The organism is Hafnia sp. (genome assembly GCF_036648275.1).
GTDB classification, from domain to species: domain Bacteria; phylum Pseudomonadota; class Gammaproteobacteria; order Enterobacterales; family Enterobacteriaceae; genus Hafnia; species Hafnia alvei.
Genome location: NZ_JAVXIQ010000007.1, coordinates 183,252 through 206,855, shown reverse-complemented (window position 1 = coordinate 206,855; position 23,604 = coordinate 183,252). Strand labels below are relative to the sequence as shown.

Genomic DNA, 23,604 nt, shown 5'->3' with positions numbered 1-23,604 from the left:
CTGTCTCTTGCCATCTCATCGACTCCACTGTGTGATATCTTCCACCGGCTTGCCCGGTTCCCCGACCGCTAAGGTGATACGTGTACGCCCCATTTCATCGGCACCGATATGCGTCACCCAGTAATGTTCGGTACCGACCGTGACCGCATGACGCTTGGCCAATCCCTGAATATCCGCCGTATACGCACTGAGAGCAGGAGCAACATCGCGGATTTCACCGCCGCCATGAACTTCCACAGAAGCATCAGGCTTTTCAAAGATGGCGGTAATGGGGCGACGTTCCGCCCCCACCATCAATACCACAGGCACATCTTCCGCAAAGGTACGATCCACCACCTTGTCGGCACGCTGTAGCCGCTCAGTAAATCGGCTCATTAGAAGCCCAGCCGCACGCGGGACTCCTCATCCCCAGCGTTGTTGGTGATCCATGCCGTTCCCGCACGCGCATGCGCCACCGCAGGATTGGCGCCATCATCAGCCTTAGCCGTCAGCAAGCCCTCCGGCGTCATATACAGCGCCGCACCGCGTGGCCACGTTTCGTCTGCCACTTTCGGCAACACAAAGACGCCGGTCATTTTCAATACGCCTTCCCCATCCACGGGGATATTTCCTAAAGCCACCCCCACCACACTGCCTACAATCACCGCCTGACCTGATAGCACCGCCTTGCCTGTGCCGTTTGTCCAATCCATCGTGGTGCCGTCTTGATAATAATTCTTCGCCATTGTCTTACTCCCGTACTCATGAAAACGGGCGACCTCAGCCACCCGTAGAGATAAAAAAACCGCCTGACTAAGACGGTTTATTTGCTGCCGGTAGACTTGACCAGCCCACGATGATCGAGCGCGGCGACCCCCGCATCGATGCGCACCTTAAAGGCCGCGCCATCAATGGTGAAGCCGTTCTGCTGTTCAATGTATGGCGCATCAACGCCATCCAGATACGCCACCTCGATGGTGTCGCGCCCCTGCGCTGCCGTCAGATAGAACTCTTTTTCGTTCTTAAGATCTAAACGTGGTTCGGCAATCACTTCGGCAAAGTTCTGGATTGGGTTATTGATACCGCTGTTAGCATCAGCCCCTGGCACGCTCGCCGATTTAATCAACTGATTAGCGCGAGACTCCAAAGCTACCGGCGTCAGCACATAGGCGGGGCGAATGTTGAGCGCACGCTCACCGGATTTTTGCAGACGCATCGCTTTACGTGCCGTATCGAGTCCATCGATATCCATTGCCGCGCTAACTAAGTTGTTATGGTCAGCACTAAACAGAGGTTTACCATCACTGAGCTTGCCGTTAGACGTGAGCACCGCATACACCAAATCCCCCACGGTGGCGCGTGCTGCGCTACCCATCGCCGCAGGAATGCGGGTCAGCATATCCATATCATCGTTAATGATGGTTTGACGCGTCAGTGAGAACAGATCACCGTAGGTCGCCAGCGCAATTTGTTCGCCTTTATCCCCGACGGTAATGTATTTGTATTCGGCACCGTCACGCACTTTACGCAATGCCGCCAGCGAGTTGAGCCCCACACGGTTAGACACTTTAAAGTCGGTCAAGGTGCCTTTGCGGGTCCAACGGTCAAAGGTTTCTTCGGCTTCATCCCAGCCCAGCAGCGCCGCTTTATGGGCCACATCCATCAAGATATTGCCAAAGTCAGAGCTGGTATGCGTGAAGGCCATACCCACCATCGCCATCGGTGCCACCCCTGCTAGACCAATACCACGATCGCCAAGGGATGCACGCGCCAACTCACGCAGGGTAAAACCGGCGTAGGCGTTATCGGCCTGCGCTTCACCGTAACCGGCACGCGCCATAATAGAAGCGCGAACCGAATCCCCGATCAGATTACCGTTGCCTGCATAGATGTGTGCATTCTGCCCCGCCAACGGCGTGGTACCGGAAGCCAACGCAGACAACAGTTTATTACGCGCTGCATCTGCGCTGCAGGTTTGGTCGCCAACACATTCTGCTTTTAGTGCTGCAAACGCAGGAAACGCATCAAACACCGCATTTACGGCGGTCACTCGCGCCGCATTCGCTGTTGCCATTTGCTGACCAATCGCATGAGCTAACGCATTAATATCTACGGTTGAACTCGTAGGTGCATCAATCACTGGTGCCGCAGACGGCGCTGGCTGTGACTGTGGCGCCGGATTCGATGTAGTGGCACGCGGCGTGATCAAAGCTGTAACTTGCTGAGGCATATTATGGAACTCCTTCATTTTATTCGTATTGATTGACGCCGCAGCGTCGAGGGAAGCTTCGAGAACATCCGCAAAGCCTTTTTCTATTGCCATCGCACCATCGAGCCACGTTTCCTCTTTGAGCATGGCGGCAATCTCATCTCGGCTCATGCCGGTCTTACGTTCATAGGCGGATAAGAGGAGTGACTCATTACGATCGAGCCACTCGGCGTATTCTCGAATTTCGTCAGAATCACCCATCACGCCGCCCCACGGCTTATGGATCATGATCCATGCGTTTTCAGGCATGTGAACGGTCGCACCGGGTAAGCAAACAATGACGGACGCCATTGACGCCGCAACACCATCGACGTAAATATCGATTTTGCCGGTGAGCCGCGAGAACGAGTTAAAGATGGCAAAGCCGTCCATCACATCGCCGCCGGGACTATGAATATGCAGCTCAATCGCTGAGGCTTCGAACACGCCCGCATCACGGCAATCGTTGAGAAACGCCTGCGCGGTGATCCCCCAATAACCAATCATGTCGTAGAGATAAATCACGACGGGGTCAGTCGCTTTAGCCGCGGCCTTGATCTGGTACCAGCATTCATTTCCGCTGCTGGTTGGGTTGCTTGCCTGTGGTTTGAGTAGTGTCCCCATCGGGATCGGTAGGTTCATTCGTTTGGGCTCCTGAATCGTTCGCGGCGTCCGAGTCAAAGACCAGCCCCCGCTCGCGGTTATATTCAATTTCACGTAGACGCTGACGCCTGATTTCTTGCGGCGATTGACCGCGAGCACGTATCCATTCGGATTCAGTTCCCGCGCCACCGCGCACAATACCTTTCCACGCCTGCGCCTCTTTCACCGGGTCAATCCACGGCATTACCGGCCCCAGATAGAGCGCGTTATAAAGTGATGAGGGGTCAACATCGTGGGGAATTTTGATGCCGGATAGCTTGAGCATGTCGATCCATGCGCGGTATATCGGGCGACTGTGCTGCCCAACAAACCAGTTTTGCAGCACGTTATAACCTTCGAACCCTTCCACCAGCTCTTGACGCTGACTGGAATAGCTACCGTTATAATCACGTGAAATGCTCGAGTAGCTGCCACGCGTACCACCGGCCACTGCGCGCAGCTGGCTGTTGCGGAATTCATACAGATGAACGTTCGGGCGATTGGACTCCACCATACCCAAATCTTCACCGGGTTTAAGTCCGTCAAAAATCATGCCCGGCGCAATATCAAACATCTGATACTTGTTTTCAGGATCTTCGAAATCATCCTGTTGATAGGTCGTCGCATCCCCTCGCTTAATATAGAACCCCAGCGCCGCCGCAATACGCGCCGCAACACGCTCGGACTCTTCATAATCTTTGATATCGCTTAGACGCGTAATAACACCGTGGAGCAGACTCACACCACGGATCTGATGCAGACGCTTGCGCATCGCAAGATGAAGCATGTTCTCCGCCGGTACCCGCTTGGTCTGGGTTGCCATACGCAACGTGTTGCCGGGGTGAAACTTATACACGTTGTAGGCAACGGGACGCCCCCACGTATTAATCTCTACCCCTTGGCGAACCTGCGTACCCTCCACACTGTTAAGCGACATCGGCACATAGTCGGCCTCGAGCATTTCAATCGACAGTTGCACCTGCGTCGCATGTTTCAAGCCGGGAACGGGACCGCGAACCAATTGGCTAAAGACTTCACCGTCACGCAATGCCGAACGCAGTAATAAACGCTCCATTTCTGCGCGGGTAAACATGCCCGTCACATCAGGGCGGATAGACCATTCAGACCATAATCGAGACAGCTCAGAGGCAAATTCTTCATGCAGCTTGCCGTCGTGCGTCAGCGGTTGCGGCTCCACCTGAATCCCACGCGCACCGATCACCCGTTCCTCAAGCTTGTCGAGAATGCCGATCACAATGTCATGGTTTTCATCTAACCAGCGCGCCTGCTCACGTAATGACACGCCAGCGGCAAAAACGGCATTATCGGCTGATACGCCCGAGCGCTTCGCCTTATGCAGACGAGAAGGGTTTGCCGCTTCATAGGCATTCATCAGGTTGCGGCTTTTCGAGCGTTCTGCCGCCCACCCGGGTGATAGTGCGGCGATGCCCTTTTCTATCCAGTTCATGGCGACTCCTAAAGAAAGTTTGCCAATTTGGGGCCATTGCCACGCCCACGGGCGACGCGATAGCGCTTCTCCCAATATTCGAGCTCGTTACGCATCGCAACAGGATCATGGTTGGTGACTGCGCGTCCATTCACGCCAGTAAACGAAACGGCTTTGCCATCGAGTGAATCGGCATAGGCTTGTCGCACCTTGTCGAGCATGGTTCTAATTTCGTCGCGCGTCATAGCCAGCCCCCACCACCAGAGCCACCACCATTGAGCCAACTTGACCCCGAGAGCGAGCTCGGCGCTGCCGGTGATTTGTCCTGTGGCTTGGATTTCTTTTTATTCGTCGTCACTACAACAGCCTCCCGCGCCGTGTCTTCATTAAAAATATTCGGGTTAATCTCTTGAGACTCGGCCCACGCTGGCGGCTTATCCCATGAAATGCGTTCATACCCGCGCAGAAACGCAATGGCATGGATATAACAAAACAGGTCCATCGCTTCGTTATTCCCCTTACCCGGCTTGCGCCATTTGCCATCGGCCCCACGCTCTTCATAGGTCAGCTCGTCAAAGAACCACTCACCCAGCCAGTTGGGGAAATGGATAAACCCCGCGCCCGGCACATCACGCGCCATCGCGTTACTCAACTGATCTTTGAAAATATCGGTTTGCAGCAGATAGACCGGCACGTCACCGCGTGCATCTGCACGGCGATCGCTTCGCTCGGTATTGTTAGGGTAAGTTTTGGTCACGGATTTTTGGCGACGGGTACTGTCCCCTTTCACCAAATACACCCGTTTATGCACGCCGTCTTGACGACACCTGCGCCAGAATTTATAGGCATTATCGGTTACACCGTCTTCACCGCCGCTGTCTACAGCCATCGCCAACACGGGCATACGCTTGCCAGAGCCGTCAGCCAGTGCATAGGTTTTTTGCAAAACATCGGTGAGCAGCAAATCCCAATCCTCGGGAAACGCGCCGGGATGCACCTGCAACGATTCGCCGTTTTCATCACAGCGCATGGACTGTTTGATGTTGTAACGGTCTATCGTCCACCGTTCGCCGTTCTCCCCATAGCCGACGACCTGCACGACAAAGCGGCGATTTTTACCACCCTGAACGTCAACGGCCGCCATGAGAAAACGTACTTTTGGCGGTACTCGCCGTTTACCGTAATCCTCTATTCGCGCCATTAACTCATCGCTTCGGCGTTGTTCACTGGCGGCACGCGGTAAGTAAGGCAATCCCCAGTCGGTATTGATAACGGCCTTCAAAGTTTCTTCGCTGCCGGTGGCCTCGAACTCCATCTCAGCGGTCAGGAGTTTGTACACCAGCTGCGCCCACGTCTGATAAGCAGCAGCGGGACCTTCCATCCAGAAAGAAGCGATGCGCGAGCGCCGAGCTTCACCGGTAATCACACCATCACGATCTATGCTCTGACCTTCGCGCAGCCAAATCCCGCACTGGTTAAGCTCACGCTTTTGGTGTGCAGCAATCGCTTGATGGCAATGGGGACATTCAACATGCGCCGCTTCACTGGCTTTTACCGGATCGGCTTCATCACGGTAGCCGGTCATGGATTCCATCGACGGCTGGAAATACTCGCCGCAATGTGGACAGGGCCAGTACCACCGACGACGATCACCGCGGTTATAAAGAGAAAGTATGCCGGTTGTCGGCGGCGCCTCATGGGGTGAGGTTCTGCGCCATTTGGTGTTGCGAATATCGCGCCCCGGTGAGCTCTCCACCAGCGTCATGCCCGACGACATAAACGTCGTGGTACGTTTTGAAGCCAGCGTGAAGGCATCCCCCTCCCCATCTATATCCTCAGGGAAGCGGTCATAATCGGTCAGCGCAACACACTTATAGTCTGACGATGACATGATGTTGATGGACGGCCAGCCTATCTTTAAATAGTTGCCAGCCAAAAACGTCATATCGTGAACGTTGTTGTCATTACGACGCGGACTTAATCGTTCAGCCACATCAGGGCTCATGCGAAACGTACGGGAAAGACGCTTTTTCGAATGCTCGCGTGCTTTCTCCTCGGTCATTTGCACGATCAACATATCCGAGGGATCACAGATAATGTTGTACACCACCCAGCCATCGATAAGGCCAATAGTCTTACCGGTACGGGCAGGCCCCACAAACACCACCGCATCATATTCGCGTGATGCTAAACAGTTCATCGGCTCCAACACATACGGCGCAACCGACGGGTCCCACTTCACCGAGTTACCCGCGCCTTTAGGGACGCGCATATATTGTTCCACGGCACTAGCTACCGGCATGCGCCTCGGGGCCTGAATAATTCCCGCCATATTGCGGCGAGTGCTAGCAGCGGATGCCTGTGAAACCATTAATCCTCCTCGGGCATGTCCTCCTCACTTGGCGTATCTGCCTCTATGACCTTTTGCGCAATCTGATCCCGTAGGTCATCAATAATGCATTGGACACGCTCGACCGCGACCGGCGACAAAGCGCAGTCACGTTCAAGAATGTCGGGGAGTGTTTCGAGCACCTGCACCATCGCTTTTGCCATCGCTGAAAATTCACGCGTCACCTCTTCAGCGGGGATGAGTTCATGGGTTTCTTGCTGAAACTTGAGGCGCTCACGTTCGGACTGAAACCACGCTTTACGATCGGGAGGCAACATTTTATCGACCTCGACCGTTTCGCCGGTTTGCACCAGCTCAGTGAGGATCGCCGTCAACGTATAGAGCTTGAGTTTTGCGTTACTGCCGGGTGCCGGTTCCACATTTTTCAACCGACTGGCGACCGTTTGTCGATGCATGCCAGTGATTGCCGCAAGCTGATTAATATTCAGGCGGACAGATTCGAGCTCTTTATCCATGATGGTGAACACTAAATAAGCGATTCGACATCTTTGAAAATGAAATTTCAAAGAAAACAGAAAGATAAACGGATGATGATGATGCCAATAAAATGCGAAAAACTAGCCGTTTCCCGCGTGTCAGCGCCCCCTCGGTGTATTTAGATGCTAGAAAGGACCCATAAAAAGCCGCCCGTAGGCGGTTATCAATTACTGAATCTTTTAAAATGATAAATTAAGCTCAAATCGATTAATTTCATATGAGTAAAAAAGCCTTGTTTTAGACCAAAAAGCTTTCGCTGCATCATCAAGTGGCTCAGCAAAAATACTAGCGATATTCATTTCCATAGCCAAAGATATGATCTGAGAGACCACCTCCGATCCATACCCCTCACCTCGAAATTTATTAAAAATATAAAGTTTGGAGATTTCTAACATCGTTCCATTGTCGGTATCAATGCCGCAGCAAATAACATAACCAAGCAGATGTTTACTATCTCTACAAATGAAGCTAATAAATTCACTGCTTCCTATCAGTCTCTTATGGACGATGAATGGCGCTATGTTACAGCTTTCAGGCTCTTTCCTAAGCGCTTCATTTATCTCTAAAACTTCACTTTTATAGGATAAAATCTTTAGTGCAACCAATTCAAAACCCACCCATTTCCAATCATTACAGGATATACTGCAAGAACAGAATATATTACAATACATTAACAATTACATGTAATTTGTTAAACATGTAGCGAGGTATATGTAAAAGGGCTGAACGATATGATAAATGACTCTAACGTGACTGAGCCCCCCCATTTCACTTAGCGCTGCTCACATTTGATGATGACATTTCCATTTACACTCCGAATTCGGAAACGGAACCACATAAAGCTTTTAACGTTATCATTTGATAAATAGTTTATTTTTTCATTTTATGATTGAATATTTGATTCACTATTTTTTAGAAATAGATGCAACGTTGTAACCTGATTTAGCAACCACACTACTAACAAAAATTTAAATCAACAAGCCTCTTTTAGGGTAATGGACATAAATAGCCACAACAATATAATTAAATAAAATCAAATGGTTAAAAATTATTTGATATTGCTATAGCCTTAGCCCTGCAGGATTCAACATTCTCTTCTATGCTGAATAAGTCGTTTTTATTTTATAAGGAGGCAATTTATGGGTTTGTTTGAGAAAGCTAAAGGTGTAGCAAATGAAGCGGCCGGTCATGTAGAAGAGTCCTATGGTGAAGCTACCAATTCGCATGAACATAGATTAGAGGGGCAGGCTCGACAAATTTACGGTAAAGGTTTAGGTGCTGCATCTGACGTGGTGGATACAGCGAAACAGCGAGTAGAAACAAACCCTCTTGCTTCGGTAGCTATTTCAGCTGGTATTGGTCTAATTCTAGGCTACTTACTTGGTAGAAAGTAATCTCTGGCCCCTAATTTAGGGGCTCTTGCTCTAAATCTTTGAAAACGAAGATTGAGTTAATCGTATTCATACCATTCATGCTTTCGCTTCATTCTCCGTGTCTTAAAATTAGGTAAGCCTGATAGCTGTGCACTCATGCGCAGTCGATCTCTGTTAATTAATATCTATATCTATATCTATATCTATATCTATAGAAAATTTTAATTACCTCCAAAGTGATGAACGCCAAAGCTGTCACTTATCCCTTATTACAATTGCCAGCAATTGAAATAATACTCATGCTAACAATTTACTAAGAATACACTTCTATGTGGTTCTGGAATGCACAATGCAATTCAGATGTAGAATAAACTTAGCAAGTACTGAGGCTAAAAAATAATTATATGCAATCTGTTTAATAAATATTTAGAAATGCTATCATTTGCATAAATATTAAAACAAGGACACGAAAGTTGAACACTACTTTTCTTACTGCTGCTTCAGTGTTACTTGTTTTCTCAGTTTCTAACTGTGATATGAGTATTCCCAAAGAAAACAAGCACACGCTTAAATCTATGTATAAGAGGTTTGAGGTTAGAGAAAAATTGCAGTGCATGCATAGTCCGGCTTGCGATGTGATAACGCATTAATTATAAGCTCTTTTCGTGTACCATTAATCACCAGTGTCTGTTTTAATTGCACTGAGTTCTAACGTAATCTTGCAACCCATTAATCATTGTTTCGGATTGTCTGATCCGTTCGATGAGACTGAGATAATCCCGTTCAACGGAGTCATCAAGTCGGGGGACGGTTGCATCAGGCTTGCCGGTGGCGGCGGTGGTTTTGGGCAGTTTTGGACAACTGGCCGCGATGCGCAGCCGCTTAGCACCAGTGTTAAGGTCAACACGAAGAGTTTTAACTTGTGACTTAGCATTTAGTAACTCCTGCATATACTTCGCGTCCAAAGCCGCATTAAGCTGCTGACGGTGAGCCATATCATTAATGGTGGATTGGCGTTCACGGGCTAACTCTTCAGCAGCAATGCGGTCTTTATCCACCTGATGGTATTTATCGCGGTAATGGTCAGCTATTCTCCCAGAGACGACCAACGCCACCAGCAACAATCCTATTGCCATCATTCGCCAACTGAAATTTATATTCATTGGTCTATATCCCAACAGGTAAGCTCCGACTCTTGCCCTCTCCGCACCGGCTGCCCCGCGCAATTATTTTCTTTAATCCGACAATCTCTACCGCCGTCGAATATCCAGCGCTTTATCTCAGCGCAAGCACCAATGCGATCACCAGCATTCAACTTCTTATAGAACGTTGAGGGAAAGCATTTGGCTGGGCCAATGTTGTAAGGGCAAAAAGAAGCGATACCCGCGATGGCTGGCTCGGAAAGTGGCACAGTCACATTTCGCTTAACCCATGCGATGGCTTTATCACGCTCTACAGCGTCGTAGCGCTTGCACTGGCTGTATGAAAGTTTCAGCCCTCGAGTGACTGGTCTCCCTTCAATATGCGTCAAACCACGGCATATCGTCCAAATGTCACGTCCATCCTGATACGCAATAGTTCGAACGCCCTCTTTCTCATCGAGAAACTGGTCGAGGATTTTATCTGCTGTGGCTCCACCGAGAACTAATGCCAGAACTGCAGCGCTAAGTTTTGTTTTAGTCCCCATCAATCACGCTCCAGCATTTCCAGCTCTTCATTCACCGGCGCAGCAGCTATCACCTGACGGTTTTGAATCCATTCACGTAATAAGCGCTCACGACGACAGCGGAAATAAATCCCCGAAATAAGGCCAGCCAGAGTGCAAAAAATGCCAACAATGATGCCGACAATCATCCACTCATTAGGTGAGAAGTAATTAATCAGGCTGAATAGCCATGACGAAAGCCCACCGGCGAGCAAGGTGTTATCGGCAGCACGTGTGTACATTCTTTTCATCCTTCACCTCCACCAGCGAGGCAGGGTTATTTAGTGAATAGCGCCCAGCCGTAAAACCACTCTCAGCTAGAAAGTGTTTAATGTGTGGATGGTTGTTGGCTGGACGCTAGAAATAAAAAAGCCCCCCCAGAGGGGACCTTTAAAAGATGATTACGATATTAGGACCATATTCTATTAAAAAAGGTTTAACTTTTAAAAAACGCAGTGACTTAATTTCTAATTACTAATATATATGAACCAAGAATCATCTCATCCTGATAAATATAAGACAAAAGCAATACCTTTGAAAAAAAGATCATTTTCAATTACTTAACGTAAAGCATTAGAGTTAATTATGATGCAATAAGAAAAACAAATACTCACCATAAAATAAATAGATCTAAATCAATAAGTTGCGATTCATCCTAGGGTATCAATTACTAACTGCGTTTGATTATACATTAGCATCGCTTTTCCCTGGTGTTGGCCTATGGCCCCTCTCATCTGAAATTACGGGGGTGAGAGGTTTCTTTTTTATTACGTGTGGAGTTCCATCGAATGAAAAATAGTCGATTGTTTCTTATTGCCAACAGCTATGTAAAAGTGGTTTGCTCAGAGCCTGCAAAAATACTTTTGATTAATGAAAAGTATTTCGACAAGTTTTGTAGAGATAGCTGGGCTGACTATCATGGTGGTTTTTTTACCAATTTCCCGGCCATTGTCGAAGTTCCATACGATGGGATTTGGAATATCGTGATTGATACTCATAGTCATGGAGACACTGAGCCTTCAGTGAGCATAACTATTTTGCCTAATCATGAATTATTAGAGCAACAAGACATGCCAAAATAGTAAGGGAAGTCTAATTACAGGCAGTTATCAATGTAGGAGTTCACCATCAACCACAACTGTCATGAGCACTGGGTAGCCACCCCACGTTGATTCCTAGATGAATACCAACTCAGTACTCATGCAGTTGTTCAGCACATCAAACGCTCCGGTTTACCCTTCTTCGCTGACTGATGTGCTGAATGCCGTGGAAAATCTTCCCGTCCACTTCTCTCACAAACTAGCCGGGATCCACGGCTTGTATAAACGTAACTTATAAGTAGATTCTATTCAATCAATATACGTTACTTCCAAACGATCATTTATTTCCCAAGTAATGGTAAAACCATCCGTTAGCAGGCATTTTTCGTTAACTAAGATATTACAGAGAAAAATGCTTCGCCCATTCTGTGATCTGTTCACCGTAGATGAACTGAATGTTGAATGATTCCGTAGGTCTCTGTACTGGTCCCAAATAGGCAACACAGGGATACTTTTTCGGTCGATTATCAAAAACATAATCAACGATGTCAGTCTCATCAATCAGGTCATCGTCGGCAAAACATGTAGCTCTAACCCACAAATCATATACAGCTTCGTTAAGCAGTAGTTCCATCGTATTTCTCTGTAAGTAGTTTACCCACATACAGAGTAGACGAACTCATGTTAGTTGTACTGAAAATTGAATTCACAGATGACCACTTTCCAAATTCAAGCATATCCGCATTGCCCCCATCCACCAGCGCGGTAGGGTTATTGATGTCCAATTTTGACTTAATCAGAATGATAAATGACGTTGACATCTAAATAAAACATCACATCACAAGCCTAAATACATTAGATAAGCTTAATAATTGTTAAAATAAAGTTTGTTTTTAGTTGGTTTTTATTGCCAAATGCAGGCTGTATAGCCATACTCCGATTCGCCACTCCATTGGTTCTCCAGTGTCGCTTATATATTTAATAGTTCCCAGTTTAGCTTTTTGGCACCCTTGTCTGAATTCGGAGGCAAGGGCCTTTTCTCTTCTATGAGCACTTCCTATGCCACACAGAAAACTGTTTTTAAAGCAGCACTCGCACCTATGTGTAACCTGCTCACAGTCAGCCATGGTTTTGTTAATGGATGATAAAAACTTTCGCTCTTACAATGATGGTGAGGGCGCAAGTTACTATGGCGGGTACTTTTGCAACTTTCCTACAGATATTGATATCCCTATGGCGGGTATTTGGAATGTCGTTATAGAACCCGCACAAAACCACACTGATTTAGCAATGACTTTCAATCTAACCGTGCAGTAAATACTCAAATTTGCATCCAGACTCAATCATCCTCAGCTAAAATGAACTGATTAAATGATGCTTGCTGATGCTAAACCAAATAAAGAAGGCTATGCGAATGCATAGCCTTTTAAACGTAGTAAATATTGATTATATAAATTCTCAAATACTAATGTGAGATCTCATAACCACTAGAATATGGTCAACTTATTCCCTAATAGAACCAGCATTATGGCGGTCTATAATCAATTTTGCTATTAACCTATCAAGACCGAATGGGCCACATCCCTGAACAATTATCATCACACACATTAAAATGTAACTAGACTCGGGTAAGTAAAGAAGCCAGCTATACCATGTCAAAAAATTTATACCATTTGGTATGTGATTAAGTCCGACAGTAAGCAGAGCAACGATATTAATAACTAATAAAATCACACCACTGATACGAGTTAGTAAACCAAATGCTAACAGTAAACCAAAAATTGTTTCGCAACTGGCTACGAAAACAGACATGAAAGCTGGAAAAGGTATGCCGGTTTCAATAATCGTTTCAAGCATAACCCTCTGGTTTTCTAAAACAAAAACCTTGTTAAAACCTGAGGAAAAGAAGAACAAGCCAAATGCAATACGCATAAGAGTTAGTGGTAGAAACGTACTATCACCTTGAGAGCGTAAAAGCTTCAGACACCATGAGACCATGTAAAATCCTTTAAAATCGATATTAAGTTAGATTGTTGTAAATTTAAGATGTGAGGTTCTATCCTTAACTCGCAAATACACTATTCGTGATAGACAGGAATGTCTGTATGGATATGCTTAGTTTGCTGGCATATCTCACACTCCTTAAACACAATTCTATAAGCCTTAGTTGTATTATTGTCAGAGCAAAGCCACCAATCAGTTTTTCTGTACGGCAGTTCTGCCCATGAATGCCACCCAAGTAAGCACCCAAGTTTCCTTAAGAACATAAATCCTCCATCTGGTAAAGCCTTAGTAACCTTTACCTTATTCTTGTTGTCACAATTATTTGAATAAACTGAAAAATTTTATGTATTTTTTTAGTCTATGTAGCTCAAAACTTTTGAACATATATTCATGATGTTCTATTCCATTGAAAAAATAGGATAAATGTTCAAATTCATGGAACATATGAATTGTCATCATTATGCCAAGAGAGAACATACAGATAAGAAATATAAATACAGCAACGTTTTTCATTGCACAATGGGCGTAGATAAACCATAAGCAGGAAAATACACTTAACAAAGTAAACAATTTCAATACGAAATTATAAAAAACACATCAAATATAGCTGTTTATCATTTTTGCTAGTTGAAGCAACTTCTAGAACCAAAATTCAATAAAAATATTTAAAAATTTTCCAACACGCTTTTTAGCAAGTCTCAGTACCTCAGATTAACCTCGATGGTATATCAGCTCATCACCCTTCAATTACATATAAACCCGCCTAATGCGGGTTTATATGTAATTTTGGCAACATACCAAAATAACGTTAAATATCGCTCATTTTGTTCGGTTTTGCAAGTATCATGACGCCAAATTACACAAACGTGATGTATCTCTCGCCTTTGAAACTTGATCCAAGCTGGCGCAATCCAGATCCATAATCATGAGCAATAGAGCCCCCCAGTGCTGGCCATAGCATTCACACCATGTGGACTTGCTCACCCCCATGAAATCAGCCAATTGTGTCGCCGTGTACTCTTTCTCCTGAATGCCGCTACACTTGCATGCATGCTGCTGTACTGCCAGCCACACCAGTTGTGCAAGCCGTGCCATCACTTTCTTTGTGATCCGCTTGCCTGCTACCGTCTTTTTGAACTCTTCCCATACATGCTTAGTGATCAGGACTTGATAGTCATAGTTCAGGTCATGCGCATAGCAATACCGAATCCATCCAAGCTGGTGGCCATCAAGTGTAGATATTGCCCGGCGCCACGAACTAAGACAGAACACAATTTCTTCAATTGGTGGCCTTACATCCTTACCACCTCGAGTTTCTGCACACTTAACCGGATCAGCAATGCGAACCTGCCCGCTAACTTCGCGCACTGGCTTACGTGGATAACGTGACGTGTTTACCAATGCCGCTCCCTGAAACGCATCAAGCTGGCCTTTTGTTGCTCCGACAATGTTTGCAAGTGCCAGCGAAACGCAGCTTCTTACATACTCTAAATGCTGTAAATTCATTACTCAGCGCTCCCCACACGTTACGCTTTGAAAATTGCGCCAACACCCAGCGCACAATTTAAAAATTCAATCAATAGGAATCGCTGATCCCCGTGTTTCTGCTCCCACGCCGCAACGTCCTTGTGCAACTTGTCGTGGCACCGTCTGCATAACGGCAACACAAACAAGTCGTGGGCTTTAGTTCCCATCCCGCCCAAGCCGTGATTAATCACATGATGCGGATCGTCAGCTGGTTTACTGCAACCGCAGCACTTTTGCGTTTTTACCCACCGCGTGTACTTCTCACACTCCCAGCGTGCCAGTTTAGGTTTCAACATAAAGCTCGCTGGTGGTGCCTCATCACCCGCAAGCTTGATAATGGGTTTTACCTGCTCCACCAGCTCGGCAACAATAGAGAATGGATCTGGCTCCCACGGGTTAATATCCGCCTCTTTCGTTGTGCCTCCGATGGTGGGGAGTTCCATCCCAGTAATAGCGTACGCAGGAAGAAGGTCAGCTACGCCGTTAAGCGTCGCCCACCAGCACACCTCAGCAAATGAAATCTCTCGCCCTTCACTCAAATCCAGTTTGATGCGAATGGCCTCAAGTAAGCATTCAATCCTGTTCTGCATAGCAATCGACATCATGGCTTCAGTAAAATGCGTATGTGTACGATTGTCACAACTCCAACACAGCCGAACCGCACCGCCCTCGTACGGCGTTGTGACTAGCTCTTTATGGTGCCAATCCGCATGCCACTGGCATTCATCCTTCCTATCCAGCCATGTGAGCAAACTATCCAGCCCACCAGCTGCTCGATAAACGCGATTATTCGCCCAAAAAGCAGTTAGGCGCGGATCTGCGGCTAATATCTGATTTTCGGCAGGGACTTCACCCGCTGGCAACTTATCAAACTCTTTAGGCGCATCAGTGATCATGAGGCGCTGGTCTTTGCGGAACTTGTGCGTCAACTGGCCCGGCTTAAGCAAAACTACGCCAGCGTCAGTTTGCGGGAATGCAGTGAGGATCATGCGCATGCTGTCACCTCATCGATCGCCAGCTCAACACGACCACCTTTAACAACAGGCCCCCACTCAGCATTTAGTTTTTTAATCTGGCTATCGTCAGCCCATACATTTGCTTTTGTTAGCGCATCAAACAGAGCCTTGAAATAGTTATCCAGATCGCGGCGCGCCTTCGTTGGTGGGGACAGCACAACGGAAACAGAAACGTTCTCAGTAATCGCCTTCGGCTTACGGCGTAGTTGCTCGATGACCATCGCGTATGTTTCAGCCTGATATTTACGCCCACGTTCGCTCACTAGATGCTTACCGATTGAAGCGCCCTTGTTCGGGGCGCGCCAGTAACCATTTACGCTCGGTGGAAATGGTAGGATCAACTTCACATCAACACCTCCGAACGAACAACAGATTCATAGTCCATACGTGGATCTGTAGAGCCTAATGGCTGGCACATCCGAGCACATGCCGTTCTGCTCGCTACGGCGTGTTCCATATCTTCTTCGGTACCGCAGTTCTCAATGACTCGGGACCATTCGTATTCAGCGCGGCGCCACTGTTTTGCCGCTTCACAGCGTTGGGCTCTTTCCTGATGGAGTTGAACGAGTGCCGGACGGTGGCGGCGAATTACTGGCATGGTTTGTTTTTTCACACTGCACCTCCCGTACGCTCTACGAGCCATTTTGGTAAATCGCTTCTGTCCACCGGTGCTGCTTGTTCTCGAGACTGTTCGCTTGAATAACCGTTTCTAAAACCGGTAGGGATCGATGAGTAATCCTGCTTCGAAAAGTCCATATCAACGTAGCCTTTCGGCTTGGCTTGATTTGCTGTTGACCATTGGGCTCGAGGTGGACGGCTAGCCTTGGACCAGTTGGTTGCAGAACTCAGGTAGGTCGGGAATTTGCCCGGACGGAACAGCGTGGTTGGATTCAGGTTCGGCGCCATATCCAGATTGCTTCCCCAACGCTCGACGCTGAAATCGACAACCAACACCAGCTCGTCAGTGGTGAAACCTTCGCGCAGTCGGCCTCGGATATTCTCGAGTGACGATTTGCAATTCTGGTACCGAGATGCTGTTACTTGGTTCAGATGTTTGAGTACCTGAATGGCCCGATCGGTAATTTCCACCTCAGGGTCGGCCGGAGGCTGACAAAAGGTTTTATTACTTGATGGTTCAGGTTTTGATGTTACTGATGGATCGCCCCCAGATTCTGACGGGTGAAAACCACCCTTTTTGCTGGATTTCGACGCGTCGGATTTTGACCCGTCAAATTTTGAGGCGTCAGATTTTGACGGGTCAGATTCTGACGCATGAGCAGCTAGGCGAAGTTTCTCAACATTGAGCTGGTAAATATTGCTAGCGTTCCGGTTACCTGCTCGGCGTTGTTGGCGACTAATCCACCCTTCTCGCTCAAGTTTCCCCAGCGCTGTGCGTACGGTGCTTTCACCCGCGCCAATCTGACGAGCAATGGTAGTCACTGAGGGCCAGCTTTTACCCTCGTCACTGCTGAAATCTGCCAGACGAGCCATGATCGCCACCTCGGAGAGTTTTAACCCCGCAGCTGCGCAACCGTCCCAGACGTAACCTGATAACTTGTTGCTCATACGTCGATCCTTTCAAAACGAGAGCGAAAGAGAATGAGCGGTGATGCACACTCAAAGTCATAGCCCTGACGGCGATAAATCACTTTCTGGTTAATCCGGTCGTAACGAATAACGTGGACAACAGTCCCTTTCCTGTCGCGATAGAAGCGATCAAGAGAAGCAATCCCGTGTGTCATGACGTCCTCCGCTTTCTTGCTATAAAACCCACAATGGCCACCGCCCTTCTGTGGTTACATGGCACCCAGCGGTTTGCTATTCTTCGTTCATACCGCAATGGCGATGGTGGCCGGACATTTGTGGCTGGTAAGCAACGCAGTTGCGGCACCTGAGTATTTACTGTTAAATTGCTCACGCGATTATTTCTCCACACAAGAATGTTTCGCACCCGACGCCAAGAGCTGCATACTCTTGGCGTCACCCTCTCCCCACAACATTTCTGAAATCACCCAGATCTCTGCAATCAAAGACTGTGCTCTGTATCCCTTTGCTCGTAGGCGTCTGCTTTCCTCTCGGTCAAGAACACCATCGTGAGTGAACTCGTTATGAGCTCGGCTAAAATCACCCAGCGCCGCAAGCAGATCGTTAAACTTGTGCAGCAGTTCTTCATTCCCGACCCGATCCACATCAGGCAGTTTCACGAACACACCACCAGCACGCTTACACATAGCTTCGGTAATATCCGTGCGACCGGAAAAGGCCTCCAACTGAATAGCCATGCCGAACGGCACCATTTGCCCACCGATCTGGCGAACGCGGTTACTCAGCGCGTTATGGGTACCGTCGTGCGAAAGCTGTTGCGCCATCGCTTCATACTCACCCGGTGTAGAAGTGATCAGCTTGTGCATTGCTGCTGTCATATCAGCCGGGGCTGGAAAGTTCTTGTTGTCCACAGCATTGGTCCTTTTTTTGTGGTTTTACTTTTGGTCTGGTTACTTATGATTTATGGCTACAGGACATCTCCTCGCTTGTTGGTTTGTGATTTGGAAATGGCTTGATCTCTTCAGCTCGGACTGTTCCGTCTAACTGTTGAATAACGTTTACATTGCGCTTTGTTCTGATCGCCTTACTGATAGCTGTTTGATGTACACCAAGCGTTGCGGCCGCGGTAACCTGCCCCTTCTCCTTGACATAATCAGCTAGTGAAACGACTCTCACTGAACACCTCCTGATTAGATGAAAGCTCAATAATAATACCCAAAGTATTATTTAAATCAATACCTGAGGTATTCGCATTTTTATGACTAAAGGTATTAAAATCAAAGAATGAAAAACCAAAAGACATTGACGCCAGATCAGCTTGAAGACGCCAAGCGACTAAAAGCGATTTATGAGGCTAAAAAGAAAACACTGGGACTAACCCAGCAATCTATCGCCGACGAGCTGAATGCGAGTCAAGGTGCGGTTGGTCATTATCTAAATGGTAGGAATGCGCTTAATACAAAAGCCGCAGCTGTATTTGCCAAGATGCTAAACATCAGCATTTCAGACTTTAGCCCTACTCTTGCAAAGGAAGCACAGCAAATGGCGTCATCACTTGATGCCAATGTTAAAAATCCAATTCCTTATGCTCGCGGCAATCTCTATCCAGTCATTAGCTGGGTAAGTGCTGGCGCATGGGCTGACGCTTGCGAGCCCTATACTCTTGATGATATTGATGAATGGTTCGAATCAGATGCTACTGTTTTTGGCTCTGGTTTTTGGCTGCGTGTGCAAGGCGATTCAATGACAGCCCCTAGTGGCATCAGTATTCCTGAAGGTACTTTAGTGCTTATAGATACGGGCAGAGATCCTGTGAATGGCAGCTTAGTCATTGCAAAACTAACGGATGCGAATGAAGCCACATTTAAAAAATTGATCATCGATGGTGGAGCTAAATATCTCAAAGGTCTAAACCCTGCATGGCCTCTCGTTCCAATCAATGGCAACTGTAAAATTATCGGAGTCGCAATCGAAACCAAACTGAGATTAGTTTAGTCCTGCATCTACCCTCTAAAGAGCTCTCTAAACTGTTGGGCTCTCTGTCTTATCCTCAGCACTTCACCCCGCAAAAAAATAAAATCACTTAACTTTCAATAAAATAATATCCAAATATTAAATTAAAATACCGTTAGTATTGATTTAAATAATACCTGAGGTACTATTATTTCATCCCAGAGATACTCGTTACACTTGTTTTGGCTTGTGAGGGGTCTCAAGCAGAGTGGGTGGTGTAGCTCAGTTGGTAGAGCGTCGCAAGCGTTCATAGCGTAGCGGATACGCGCTGGTTCAAGTCCAGCCACCACTGCTCATTTATGTGGAGAATTATTAGAGAACCTATCTGTTTGTGTGAATTTTAATTAATTCGCACCGGAGATACTCATACCTAAAAAATGTGGAGGAATAATCGTGAAGTTAAGCGAATTATCAGCAAAGACACTCGTTAAGCAGGCGCATGCAGGCACCAAGCTAGTGAGTGGGCAATACCCGGAGGCCGCAGCAATATTGCGTGAAGTCACTACTCGGTATGACGTGTTGTATGAGGTGCGTCTGCAAGCCAAGGATGCAGTAAGAAAGCCTGAGCTTGTAGATTTGAGCCAACAGATAGAACTACTAAACAGAATCCTTAGCTGGATTTTGAAAGAGCTTCCTACGCCAACACATAAGGCTGCAGCAATGGCCATGAGGCTAAGTTCGGTTATAGAGATCATTTCAAACCTTGAACTCCCAGCACAGGGGAAGAAAAATGACTAACTCAATCGTGATCGACATTGAAACTATGGATGTACGCCCTTCTGCTTTAATCCTTTCTATTGGGGCCTTCGCTTTTGATATCTCAAACATCGAGAAGACACGCAGTTCAATTCTTGAAGTTAGCCGAGGTCTAGATGTAGCCGAGTATTCCCCATATACCTTTTACGCACTTGTGGATACGTTCAACCAGCTCATGTCTGGCCGTTCTGTTGGCAAAGATACTCAGTTCTGGTTGAAAACTCAGGGGGAAGATGCTCATGAAGCTTTAGCCGGTGAGCGCCATTCATTAAGCACGCAGCTGCTGAACTTATCCAGCTGGATCGCTCAGCATAATGATGCCCGGATATATTTTCGTGGTACTGATTTTGATGGCTCCATTTTGGAACATGCTTATCGCCAATGCGGTTTGACCTGCCCTTGGAAATACAACGGCAAGCGAGACGTCCGCACGTATATCGATGCGCTAACTGGCAGCCAAAAAGGTTACATCGTGGACCACCAGCCATGTTTTCAGATTATTAAGCATCATGCACTGCATGATGCAATGAATGATGCTGAGCAAATGGTCATAGCCTACTCTGGCAACATGGCATCCCATTAAAACTGATTATTAGTACCCAAACTACCCGCCAGCTCATACTGTGCTATTGGGCTGGCTATCGAGGAATGACTATGGCGCGAATGCTTCCATTGCTGGAGTGGGCAAAAGAGGAATTTGGCGACCTCGCCCCTAGCGAAAGAATCTTAAAAAAATATGCCAAGGGGCAGATGATCGTCCCACCTGCTCAGAAAATTGGTCGAGAGTGGATGGTTGACCGCAATGCTCGATATGTTGGCATGCTGGTAACTCCTGTACTCTCAAAGACGGCAAATCCAATGCTAAAAAGGATTATTTCAGATGGCTGCTCGTCCACGCTCGCATAAGATCACTATACCGAATCTGTATAGGAAATTAGATAAGCGTAATGGAAAGGTCTACTGGCAATATAAGCATCCTATCACCGGTAAATTTCACAGCTTAGGGTGCGATGAAGATGAGGCCAAACAGGTCGCTAGTGAAGCAAACGTAATTATTGCTGAGCAGCGTACAAGGCAAATCCTGTCCATTAATGACAAAATTGCGCAGTTAAAAGGCTCGAGAGAATCCATTACTGTTTCTGAGTGGCTTGATAAATATATAACCATTCAGGAAGAACGAATTAAATACGAGGAATTAAGACCCAATACTTACAAGCAGAAAATAAAACCCGTCCGTCTGTTCCGTGAACACTGTGGTATGCAGTATTTAAAAAGCATTACTACTCTCGATATCTCAGAGATTGTCGATCCAGTAAAGGCCGATGGACACAGCCGTATGGCTCAGGTCGTTCGAATGGTTCTGATTGATATATTCAAAGAGGCCCAGCACGCTGGGCACGTGCCTCCAGGCTACAACCCTGCACAGGCAACCCGACAGCCCCACAACAAAATCTCACGACAGAGATTATCTCTTGTGGAGTGGCAGGCGATTTTCACACAAGCAGATCACCACCCAGCCTATCTCAAGAGCGGGATGCTATTAGCATTAGTCACCGGCCAAAGGATCGGAGATATATGCGCGATGAAGTTTTCGGATATTTGGGATGACATGTTGCATGTAACCCAAGAAAAGACAGGCATGAGATTGGCGATCCCACTGAGCCTCAGATGCAACGCGATTGATATGAGCCTTAGAGATGTAATTGCGATATGCCGCGATGCCGTTGTCAGTAAGTATTTGGTTCATTTTAGGCATTCAACATCTCAAGCCACACGCGGCGGAAATGTATCTGTAAGTTCGCTGACAACGACTTTTAAGAAATCACGCAACAATTGCGGTATCAGTTGGGAAGAAAAGACAGCACCAACCTTTCACGAACAAAGATCGTTATCGGAACGACTGTATCGAGAGCAAGGAGTCGATACGCAAAAACTACTTGGGCATAAATCTAAAAAAATGACAGATAAGTACAACGACGATCGGGGGAAAGATTGGATGGTTGTTGCTATATAAAAGAGCTAATCACAGGAGGGTTTTGGGGAAGAATTTTGGTGGAGTTTTGGGGAAGATTTCTCGTTAACAAAAAATAACGGGGCTCTAACAGCCCCGTTTACATTTACGCTATTACATGTGCTTAATAATCGCGTCACCAAACTCTGAACATTTCAGCAGTTTAGCGCCTTCTAACTGACGTTCGAAGTCATAGGTCACGGTCTTGGCAGCGATCGCGCCTTCCATGCCTTTAACAATTAAATCAGCCGCTTCGAACCATTCCATGTGACGTAACATCATTTCAGCGGACAAGATAATAGAACCAGGGTTCACTTTATCCTGACCGGCATACTTAGGTGCAGTGCCGTGGGTAGCTTCGAACAGTGCGCATTCATCACCGATGTTAGCGCCCGGTGCAATACCGATACCACCCACCTGTGCGGCCAACGCATCAGAAATGTAGTCACCGTTCAGGTTCATACAGGCGATAACGTCATATTCAGCAGGACGCAGCAGGATCTGTTGCAGGAACGCATCCGCAATCACATCTTTAACGATGATGTCTTTGCCGGTTTTAGGGTTCTTGATTTTAACCCATGGGCCACCGTCAATCAGCTCGCCGCCGAATTCTTCACGCGCCAACTGGTATCCCCAGTCTTTGAATGCGCCTTCGGTGAACTTCATGATGTTGCCTTTGTGAACCAGCGTCAGAGAGTCACGGTCGTTGGTGATCGCATACTCAATCGCCGCGCGAACCAAACGCTTAGTGCCCTCTTCCGAGCAAGGCTTGATACCGATACCGCAATGTTCAGGGAAACGAATTTTCTTCACGCCCATTTCATCACGCAGGAATTTGATCACTTTGTCAGCTTCAGCGCTGTCTGCTTTCCATTCGATACCGGCATAGATGTCTTCTGAGTTTTCACGGAAGATCACCATATCGGTCAGCTCTGGCTGTTTCACCGGGCTAGGCGTGCCCTGATAGTAACGGACTGGGCGCAGGCAAACGTAGAGATCGAGCTGCTGGCGCAATGCAACGTTAAGAGAACGAATACCGCCGCCAACCGGAGTGGTCAGTGGGCCTTTGATAGCCACGCGATAGTCACGAATAAGGTCCAGCGTCTCTTCAGGCAGCCATACGTCTTTGCCGTAGACCTGAGTTGATTTCTCGCCGGTGTAGATTTCCATCCAAGAAATTTTGCGTTCGCCTTTGTAGGCTTTGTTAACGGCTGCATCAACGACTTTGATCATCGCAGGAGTCACGTCAACACCGATACCGTCACCTTCAATGAACGGAATCACCGGGTTATGCGGAACAACCAGTTTCCCCTGAGCATCAACCGTAATTTTCTTACCTTCAGCCGGAACAACAACTTTGCTTTCCATTAACCTCTCCTTCAGCGCACGTACTTATAAAATACCGTTTATA

General features: G+C 47.2%; 31 protein-coding genes and 1 tRNA gene. 10 read left to right on the top strand and 22 right to left on the bottom strand.

Annotation, left to right across the window (positions count from 1 at the left end; all coding sequences use genetic code 11):
* Nucleotides 1-15 precede the first annotated feature (15 nt).
* The 8 genes from RSC70_RS09495 to RSC70_RS09460 form a co-directional block, all read right to left on the bottom strand.
* A complete protein-coding gene (locus tag RSC70_RS09495) occupies nt 16-375 on the bottom strand; it encodes a head-tail joining protein (RefSeq protein WP_279203795.1) in 360 nt (119 codons plus the stop codon).
* Nucleotides 375-725 (bottom strand): DUF2190 family protein, encoded by a 351-nt coding sequence (locus RSC70_RS09490; RefSeq protein ID WP_279203794.1) that lies wholly within the window; start codon nt 723-725, stop codon nt 375-377. Before RSC70_RS09490 ends, RSC70_RS09495 begins: the two co-directional genes overlap by 1 nt.
* 77 nt (nt 726-802) lie before the next feature.
* Entirely contained in the window at nt 803-2,869 is a 2,067-nt protein-coding gene (locus RSC70_RS09485; protein ID WP_332542300.1) for a ClpP-like prohead protease/major capsid protein fusion protein, read from the bottom strand.
* Nucleotides 2,799-4,337, bottom strand: a complete 1,539-nt coding sequence (locus RSC70_RS09480) for a phage portal protein (RefSeq protein WP_332542299.1) — start codon at nt 4,335-4,337, stop codon at nt 2,799-2,801. The genes RSC70_RS09485 and RSC70_RS09480 overlap by 71 nt, the downstream gene beginning before the upstream one ends.
* A gap of 8 nt (nt 4,338-4,345) precedes the next feature.
* Nucleotides 4,346-4,561 carry a hypothetical protein gene (locus tag RSC70_RS09475; protein WP_332542298.1) on the bottom strand — a complete coding sequence of 72 codons (216 nt, stop codon included), beginning with the start codon at nt 4,559-4,561 and terminating at the stop codon, nt 4,346-4,348.
* Entirely contained in the window at nt 4,558-6,687 is a 2,130-nt protein-coding gene (locus RSC70_RS09470; RefSeq protein ID WP_279203786.1) for a phage terminase large subunit family protein, read from the bottom strand. Before RSC70_RS09470 ends, RSC70_RS09475 begins: the two co-directional genes overlap by 4 nt.
* Entirely contained in the window at nt 6,687-7,181 is a 495-nt protein-coding gene (locus RSC70_RS09465) for a DUF1441 family protein (RefSeq protein WP_130975659.1), read from the bottom strand. Before RSC70_RS09465 ends, RSC70_RS09470 begins: the two co-directional genes overlap by 1 nt.
* A 201-nt stretch (nt 7,182-7,382) precedes the next feature.
* Complete coding sequence (locus RSC70_RS09460; RefSeq protein ID WP_332542297.1) at nt 7,383-7,820, bottom strand: GNAT family N-acetyltransferase; 438 nt, start codon at nt 7,818-7,820, stop codon at nt 7,383-7,385.
* 522 nt (nt 7,821-8,342) lie between these two features.
* Here RSC70_RS09460 and RSC70_RS09455 point away from each other — a divergent pair.
* A complete protein-coding gene (locus tag RSC70_RS09455; protein WP_332542296.1) occupies nt 8,343-8,597 on the top strand; it encodes a DUF883 family protein in 255 nt (84 codons plus the stop codon).
* A 671-nt stretch (nt 8,598-9,268) separates the two neighbouring features.
* On the opposite strand, the gene RSC70_RS09450 is transcribed toward RSC70_RS09455, so the two are convergent.
* Genes RSC70_RS09450 through RSC70_RS09440 form a run of 3 tightly spaced genes read right to left on the bottom strand, consistent with a single transcriptional unit; the run spans nt 9,269 to nt 10,523 of the window.
* Nucleotides 9,269-9,739: a lysis protein gene (locus RSC70_RS09450; RefSeq protein ID WP_332542295.1), complete on the bottom strand. Its 471-nt coding sequence runs from the start codon at nt 9,737-9,739 to the stop codon at nt 9,269-9,271.
* On the bottom strand, nt 9,736-10,263 hold the full coding sequence (locus tag RSC70_RS09445; protein WP_166493273.1) for a lysozyme: 528 nt from the start codon (nt 10,261-10,263) through the stop codon (nt 9,736-9,738). The genes RSC70_RS09450 and RSC70_RS09445 overlap by 4 nt, the downstream gene beginning before the upstream one ends.
* Nucleotides 10,263-10,523, bottom strand: a complete 261-nt coding sequence (locus RSC70_RS09440) for a phage holin (RefSeq protein WP_332542294.1) — start codon at nt 10,521-10,523, stop codon at nt 10,263-10,265. Before RSC70_RS09440 ends, RSC70_RS09445 begins: the two co-directional genes overlap by 1 nt.
* A 546-nt stretch (nt 10,524-11,069) precedes the next feature.
* Between RSC70_RS09440 and RSC70_RS09435 the strand changes: the two genes are divergently transcribed.
* Both RSC70_RS09435 and RSC70_RS09430 read left to right on the top strand, forming a co-directional pair.
* Entirely contained in the window at nt 11,070-11,363 is a 294-nt protein-coding gene (locus RSC70_RS09435; protein WP_332542293.1) for a DUF1883 domain-containing protein, read from the top strand.
* A gap of 97 nt (nt 11,364-11,460) precedes the next feature.
* Nucleotides 11,461-11,619: a hypothetical protein gene (locus RSC70_RS09430; RefSeq protein WP_332542292.1), complete on the top strand. Its 159-nt coding sequence runs from the start codon at nt 11,461-11,463 to the stop codon at nt 11,617-11,619.
* A 102-nt stretch (nt 11,620-11,721) separates the two neighbouring features.
* Here RSC70_RS09430 and RSC70_RS09425 read toward each other — a convergent pair whose 3' ends face one another.
* Nucleotides 11,722-11,955 carry a hypothetical protein gene (locus RSC70_RS09425; protein WP_332542291.1) on the bottom strand — a complete coding sequence of 78 codons (234 nt, stop codon included), beginning with the start codon at nt 11,953-11,955 and terminating at the stop codon, nt 11,722-11,724.
* A gap of 425 nt (nt 11,956-12,380) precedes the next feature.
* On the opposite strand from RSC70_RS09425, the gene RSC70_RS09420 reads away from it, so the two are divergent.
* The gene (locus tag RSC70_RS09420; protein WP_332542290.1) at nt 12,381-12,638 is read left to right on the top strand and encodes a DUF1883 domain-containing protein; all 258 of its coding nucleotides are present in this window, start codon (nt 12,381-12,383) and stop codon (nt 12,636-12,638) included.
* 186 nt (nt 12,639-12,824) lie between these two features.
* Here the strand turns inward: RSC70_RS09420 and RSC70_RS09415 are convergent, their stop codons facing one another.
* The 9 genes from RSC70_RS09415 to RSC70_RS09375 form a co-directional block, all read right to left on the bottom strand.
* Complete coding sequence (locus tag RSC70_RS09415; RefSeq protein ID WP_332542289.1) at nt 12,825-13,319, bottom strand: DoxX family protein; 495 nt, start codon at nt 13,317-13,319, stop codon at nt 12,825-12,827.
* Nucleotides 13,320-14,168: 849 nt separating this feature from the next.
* Nucleotides 14,169-14,831 carry a bacteriophage antitermination protein Q gene (locus tag RSC70_RS09410; RefSeq protein ID WP_332542288.1) on the bottom strand — a complete coding sequence of 221 codons (663 nt, stop codon included), beginning with the start codon at nt 14,829-14,831 and terminating at the stop codon, nt 14,169-14,171.
* 20 nt (nt 14,832-14,851) lie between these two features.
* On the bottom strand, nt 14,852-15,847 hold the full coding sequence (locus tag RSC70_RS09405; RefSeq protein ID WP_332542287.1) for a DUF968 domain-containing protein: 996 nt from the start codon (nt 15,845-15,847) through the stop codon (nt 14,852-14,854).
* Complete coding sequence (locus tag RSC70_RS09400) at nt 15,838-16,215, bottom strand: RusA family crossover junction endodeoxyribonuclease (RefSeq protein ID WP_332542286.1); 378 nt, start codon at nt 16,213-16,215, stop codon at nt 15,838-15,840. The genes RSC70_RS09405 and RSC70_RS09400 overlap by 10 nt, the downstream gene beginning before the upstream one ends.
* On the bottom strand, nt 16,212-16,481 hold the full coding sequence (locus tag RSC70_RS09395; RefSeq protein WP_332542285.1) for a PerC family transcriptional regulator: 270 nt from the start codon (nt 16,479-16,481) through the stop codon (nt 16,212-16,214). The genes RSC70_RS09400 and RSC70_RS09395 overlap by 4 nt, the downstream gene beginning before the upstream one ends.
* Nucleotides 16,478-17,434, bottom strand: coding sequence for a conserved phage C-terminal domain-containing protein (locus tag RSC70_RS09390; protein ID WP_332542284.1), 957 nt, complete (start codon nt 17,432-17,434; stop codon nt 16,478-16,480). Before RSC70_RS09390 ends, RSC70_RS09395 begins: the two co-directional genes overlap by 4 nt.
* The gene (locus tag RSC70_RS09385) at nt 17,431-17,610 is read right to left on the bottom strand and encodes a DUF4222 domain-containing protein (RefSeq protein ID WP_072308768.1); all 180 of its coding nucleotides are present in this window, start codon (nt 17,608-17,610) and stop codon (nt 17,431-17,433) included. The genes RSC70_RS09390 and RSC70_RS09385 overlap by 4 nt, the downstream gene beginning before the upstream one ends.
* A gap of 180 nt (nt 17,611-17,790) precedes the next feature.
* Nucleotides 17,791-18,279, bottom strand: coding sequence for a YmfL family putative regulatory protein (locus RSC70_RS09380; RefSeq protein WP_442904276.1), 489 nt, complete (start codon nt 18,277-18,279; stop codon nt 17,791-17,793).
* Nucleotides 18,280-18,367: 88 nt separating this feature from the next.
* Nucleotides 18,368-18,589 (bottom strand): Cro/CI family transcriptional regulator, encoded by a 222-nt coding sequence (locus tag RSC70_RS09375; protein WP_072308766.1) that lies wholly within the window; start codon nt 18,587-18,589, stop codon nt 18,368-18,370.
* A gap of 108 nt (nt 18,590-18,697) precedes the next feature.
* Here RSC70_RS09375 and RSC70_RS09370 point away from each other — a divergent pair, with 108 nt between their 5' ends.
* The 6 genes from RSC70_RS09370 (at nt 18,698) to RSC70_RS09345 (ending at nt 22,196) form a co-directional block, all read left to right on the top strand.
* Nucleotides 18,698-19,408 (top strand): LexA family protein, encoded by a 711-nt coding sequence (locus RSC70_RS09370; protein ID WP_072308764.1) that lies wholly within the window; start codon nt 18,698-18,700, stop codon nt 19,406-19,408.
* Between the two features lie 229 nt (nt 19,409-19,637).
* Nucleotides 19,638-19,718: transfer RNA gene (locus RSC70_RS09365), tRNA-Met, on the top strand.
* 101 nt (nt 19,719-19,819) lie between these two features.
* Entirely contained in the window at nt 19,820-20,164 is a 345-nt protein-coding gene (locus RSC70_RS09360) for a hypothetical protein (protein WP_332542282.1), read from the top strand.
* Nucleotides 20,157-20,765, top strand: coding sequence for a 3'-5' exonuclease (locus tag RSC70_RS09355; RefSeq protein WP_332542281.1), 609 nt, complete (start codon nt 20,157-20,159; stop codon nt 20,763-20,765). Before RSC70_RS09360 ends, RSC70_RS09355 begins: the two co-directional genes overlap by 8 nt.
* A 71-nt stretch (nt 20,766-20,836) precedes the next feature.
* Nucleotides 20,837-21,088 (top strand): excisionase, encoded by a 252-nt coding sequence (locus RSC70_RS09350; protein WP_096387828.1) that lies wholly within the window; start codon nt 20,837-20,839, stop codon nt 21,086-21,088.
* On the top strand, nt 21,063-22,196 hold the full coding sequence (locus tag RSC70_RS09345) for a phage integrase Arm DNA-binding domain-containing protein (RefSeq protein ID WP_332542280.1): 1,134 nt from the start codon (nt 21,063-21,065) through the stop codon (nt 22,194-22,196). The genes RSC70_RS09350 and RSC70_RS09345 overlap by 26 nt, the downstream gene beginning before the upstream one ends.
* A gap of 111 nt (nt 22,197-22,307) precedes the next feature.
* Here RSC70_RS09345 and icd read toward each other — a convergent pair whose 3' ends face one another.
* Complete coding sequence (gene icd / locus RSC70_RS09340) at nt 22,308-23,561, bottom strand: NADP-dependent isocitrate dehydrogenase (protein WP_025797012.1); 1,254 nt, start codon at nt 23,559-23,561, stop codon at nt 22,308-22,310.
* Between the last annotated feature and the right edge of the window lie 43 nt (nt 23,562-23,604).

Excerpts from the sequence above, each read along its gene's own strand:
- RSC70_RS09345 (WP_332542280.1), top strand. The coding sequence starts at position 21,063 with ATGGCTGCTCGTCCACGCTCGCATAAGATCACTATACCGAATCTGTAT.
- RSC70_RS09430 (WP_332542292.1), top strand. The coding sequence starts at position 11,461 with ATGAATACCAACTCAGTACTCATGCAGTTGTTCAGCACATCAAACGCT.
- RSC70_RS09450 (WP_332542295.1), bottom strand. The coding sequence starts at position 9,739 with ATGAATATAAATTTCAGTTGGCGAATGATGGCAATAGGATTGTTGCTG.
- RSC70_RS09370 (WP_072308764.1), top strand. The coding sequence starts at position 18,698 with ATGAAAAACCAAAAGACATTGACGCCAGATCAGCTTGAAGACGCCAAG.
- RSC70_RS09470 (WP_279203786.1), bottom strand. The coding sequence starts at position 6,687 with ATGGTTTCACAGGCATCCGCTGCTAGCACTCGCCGCAATATGGCGGGA.
- RSC70_RS09455 (WP_332542296.1), top strand. The coding sequence starts at position 8,343 with ATGGGTTTGTTTGAGAAAGCTAAAGGTGTAGCAAATGAAGCGGCCGGT.
- RSC70_RS09475 (WP_332542298.1), bottom strand. The coding sequence starts at position 4,561 with ATGACGCGCGACGAAATTAGAACCATGCTCGACAAGGTGCGACAAGCC.
- RSC70_RS09435 (WP_332542293.1), top strand. The coding sequence starts at position 11,070 with ATGAAAAATAGTCGATTGTTTCTTATTGCCAACAGCTATGTAAAAGTG.
- RSC70_RS09405 (WP_332542287.1), bottom strand. The coding sequence starts at position 15,847 with ATGCGCATGATCCTCACTGCATTCCCGCAAACTGACGCTGGCGTAGTT.
- RSC70_RS09355 (WP_332542281.1), top strand. The coding sequence starts at position 20,157 with ATGACTAACTCAATCGTGATCGACATTGAAACTATGGATGTACGCCCT.
- RSC70_RS09445 (WP_166493273.1), bottom strand. The coding sequence starts at position 10,263 with ATGGGGACTAAAACAAAACTTAGCGCTGCAGTTCTGGCATTAGTTCTC.
- RSC70_RS09485 (WP_332542300.1), bottom strand. The coding sequence starts at position 2,869 with ATGAACCTACCGATCCCGATGGGGACACTACTCAAACCACAGGCAAGC.
- RSC70_RS09480 (WP_332542299.1), bottom strand. The coding sequence starts at position 4,337 with ATGAACTGGATAGAAAAGGGCATCGCCGCACTATCACCCGGGTGGGCG.
- RSC70_RS09465 (WP_130975659.1), bottom strand. The coding sequence starts at position 7,181 with ATGGATAAAGAGCTCGAATCTGTCCGCCTGAATATTAATCAGCTTGCG.
- RSC70_RS09350 (WP_096387828.1), top strand. The coding sequence starts at position 20,837 with ATGGCGCGAATGCTTCCATTGCTGGAGTGGGCAAAAGAGGAATTTGGC.
- RSC70_RS09420 (WP_332542290.1), top strand. The coding sequence starts at position 12,381 with ATGCCACACAGAAAACTGTTTTTAAAGCAGCACTCGCACCTATGTGTA.
- RSC70_RS09425 (WP_332542291.1), bottom strand. The coding sequence starts at position 11,955 with ATGGAACTACTGCTTAACGAAGCTGTATATGATTTGTGGGTTAGAGCT.
- RSC70_RS09415 (WP_332542289.1), bottom strand. The coding sequence starts at position 13,319 with ATGGTCTCATGGTGTCTGAAGCTTTTACGCTCTCAAGGTGATAGTACG.
- RSC70_RS09385 (WP_072308768.1), bottom strand. The coding sequence starts at position 17,610 with ATGACACACGGGATTGCTTCTCTTGATCGCTTCTATCGCGACAGGAAA.
- RSC70_RS09495 (WP_279203795.1), bottom strand. The coding sequence starts at position 375 with ATGAGCCGATTTACTGAGCGGCTACAGCGTGCCGACAAGGTGGTGGAT.
- RSC70_RS09410 (WP_332542288.1), bottom strand. The coding sequence starts at position 14,831 with ATGAATTTACAGCATTTAGAGTATGTAAGAAGCTGCGTTTCGCTGGCA.
- RSC70_RS09440 (WP_332542294.1), bottom strand. The coding sequence starts at position 10,523 with ATGTACACACGTGCTGCCGATAACACCTTGCTCGCCGGTGGGCTTTCG.
- RSC70_RS09380 (WP_442904276.1), bottom strand. The coding sequence starts at position 18,279 with ATGCACAAGCTGATCACTTCTACACCGGGTGAGTATGAAGCGATGGCG.
- RSC70_RS09490 (WP_279203794.1), bottom strand. The coding sequence starts at position 725 with ATGGCGAAGAATTATTATCAAGACGGCACCACGATGGATTGGACAAAC.
- RSC70_RS09390 (WP_332542284.1), bottom strand. The coding sequence starts at position 17,434 with ATGAGCAACAAGTTATCAGGTTACGTCTGGGACGGTTGCGCAGCTGCG.
- icd (WP_025797012.1), bottom strand. The coding sequence starts at position 23,561 with ATGGAAAGCAAAGTTGTTGTTCCGGCTGAAGGTAAGAAAATTACGGTT.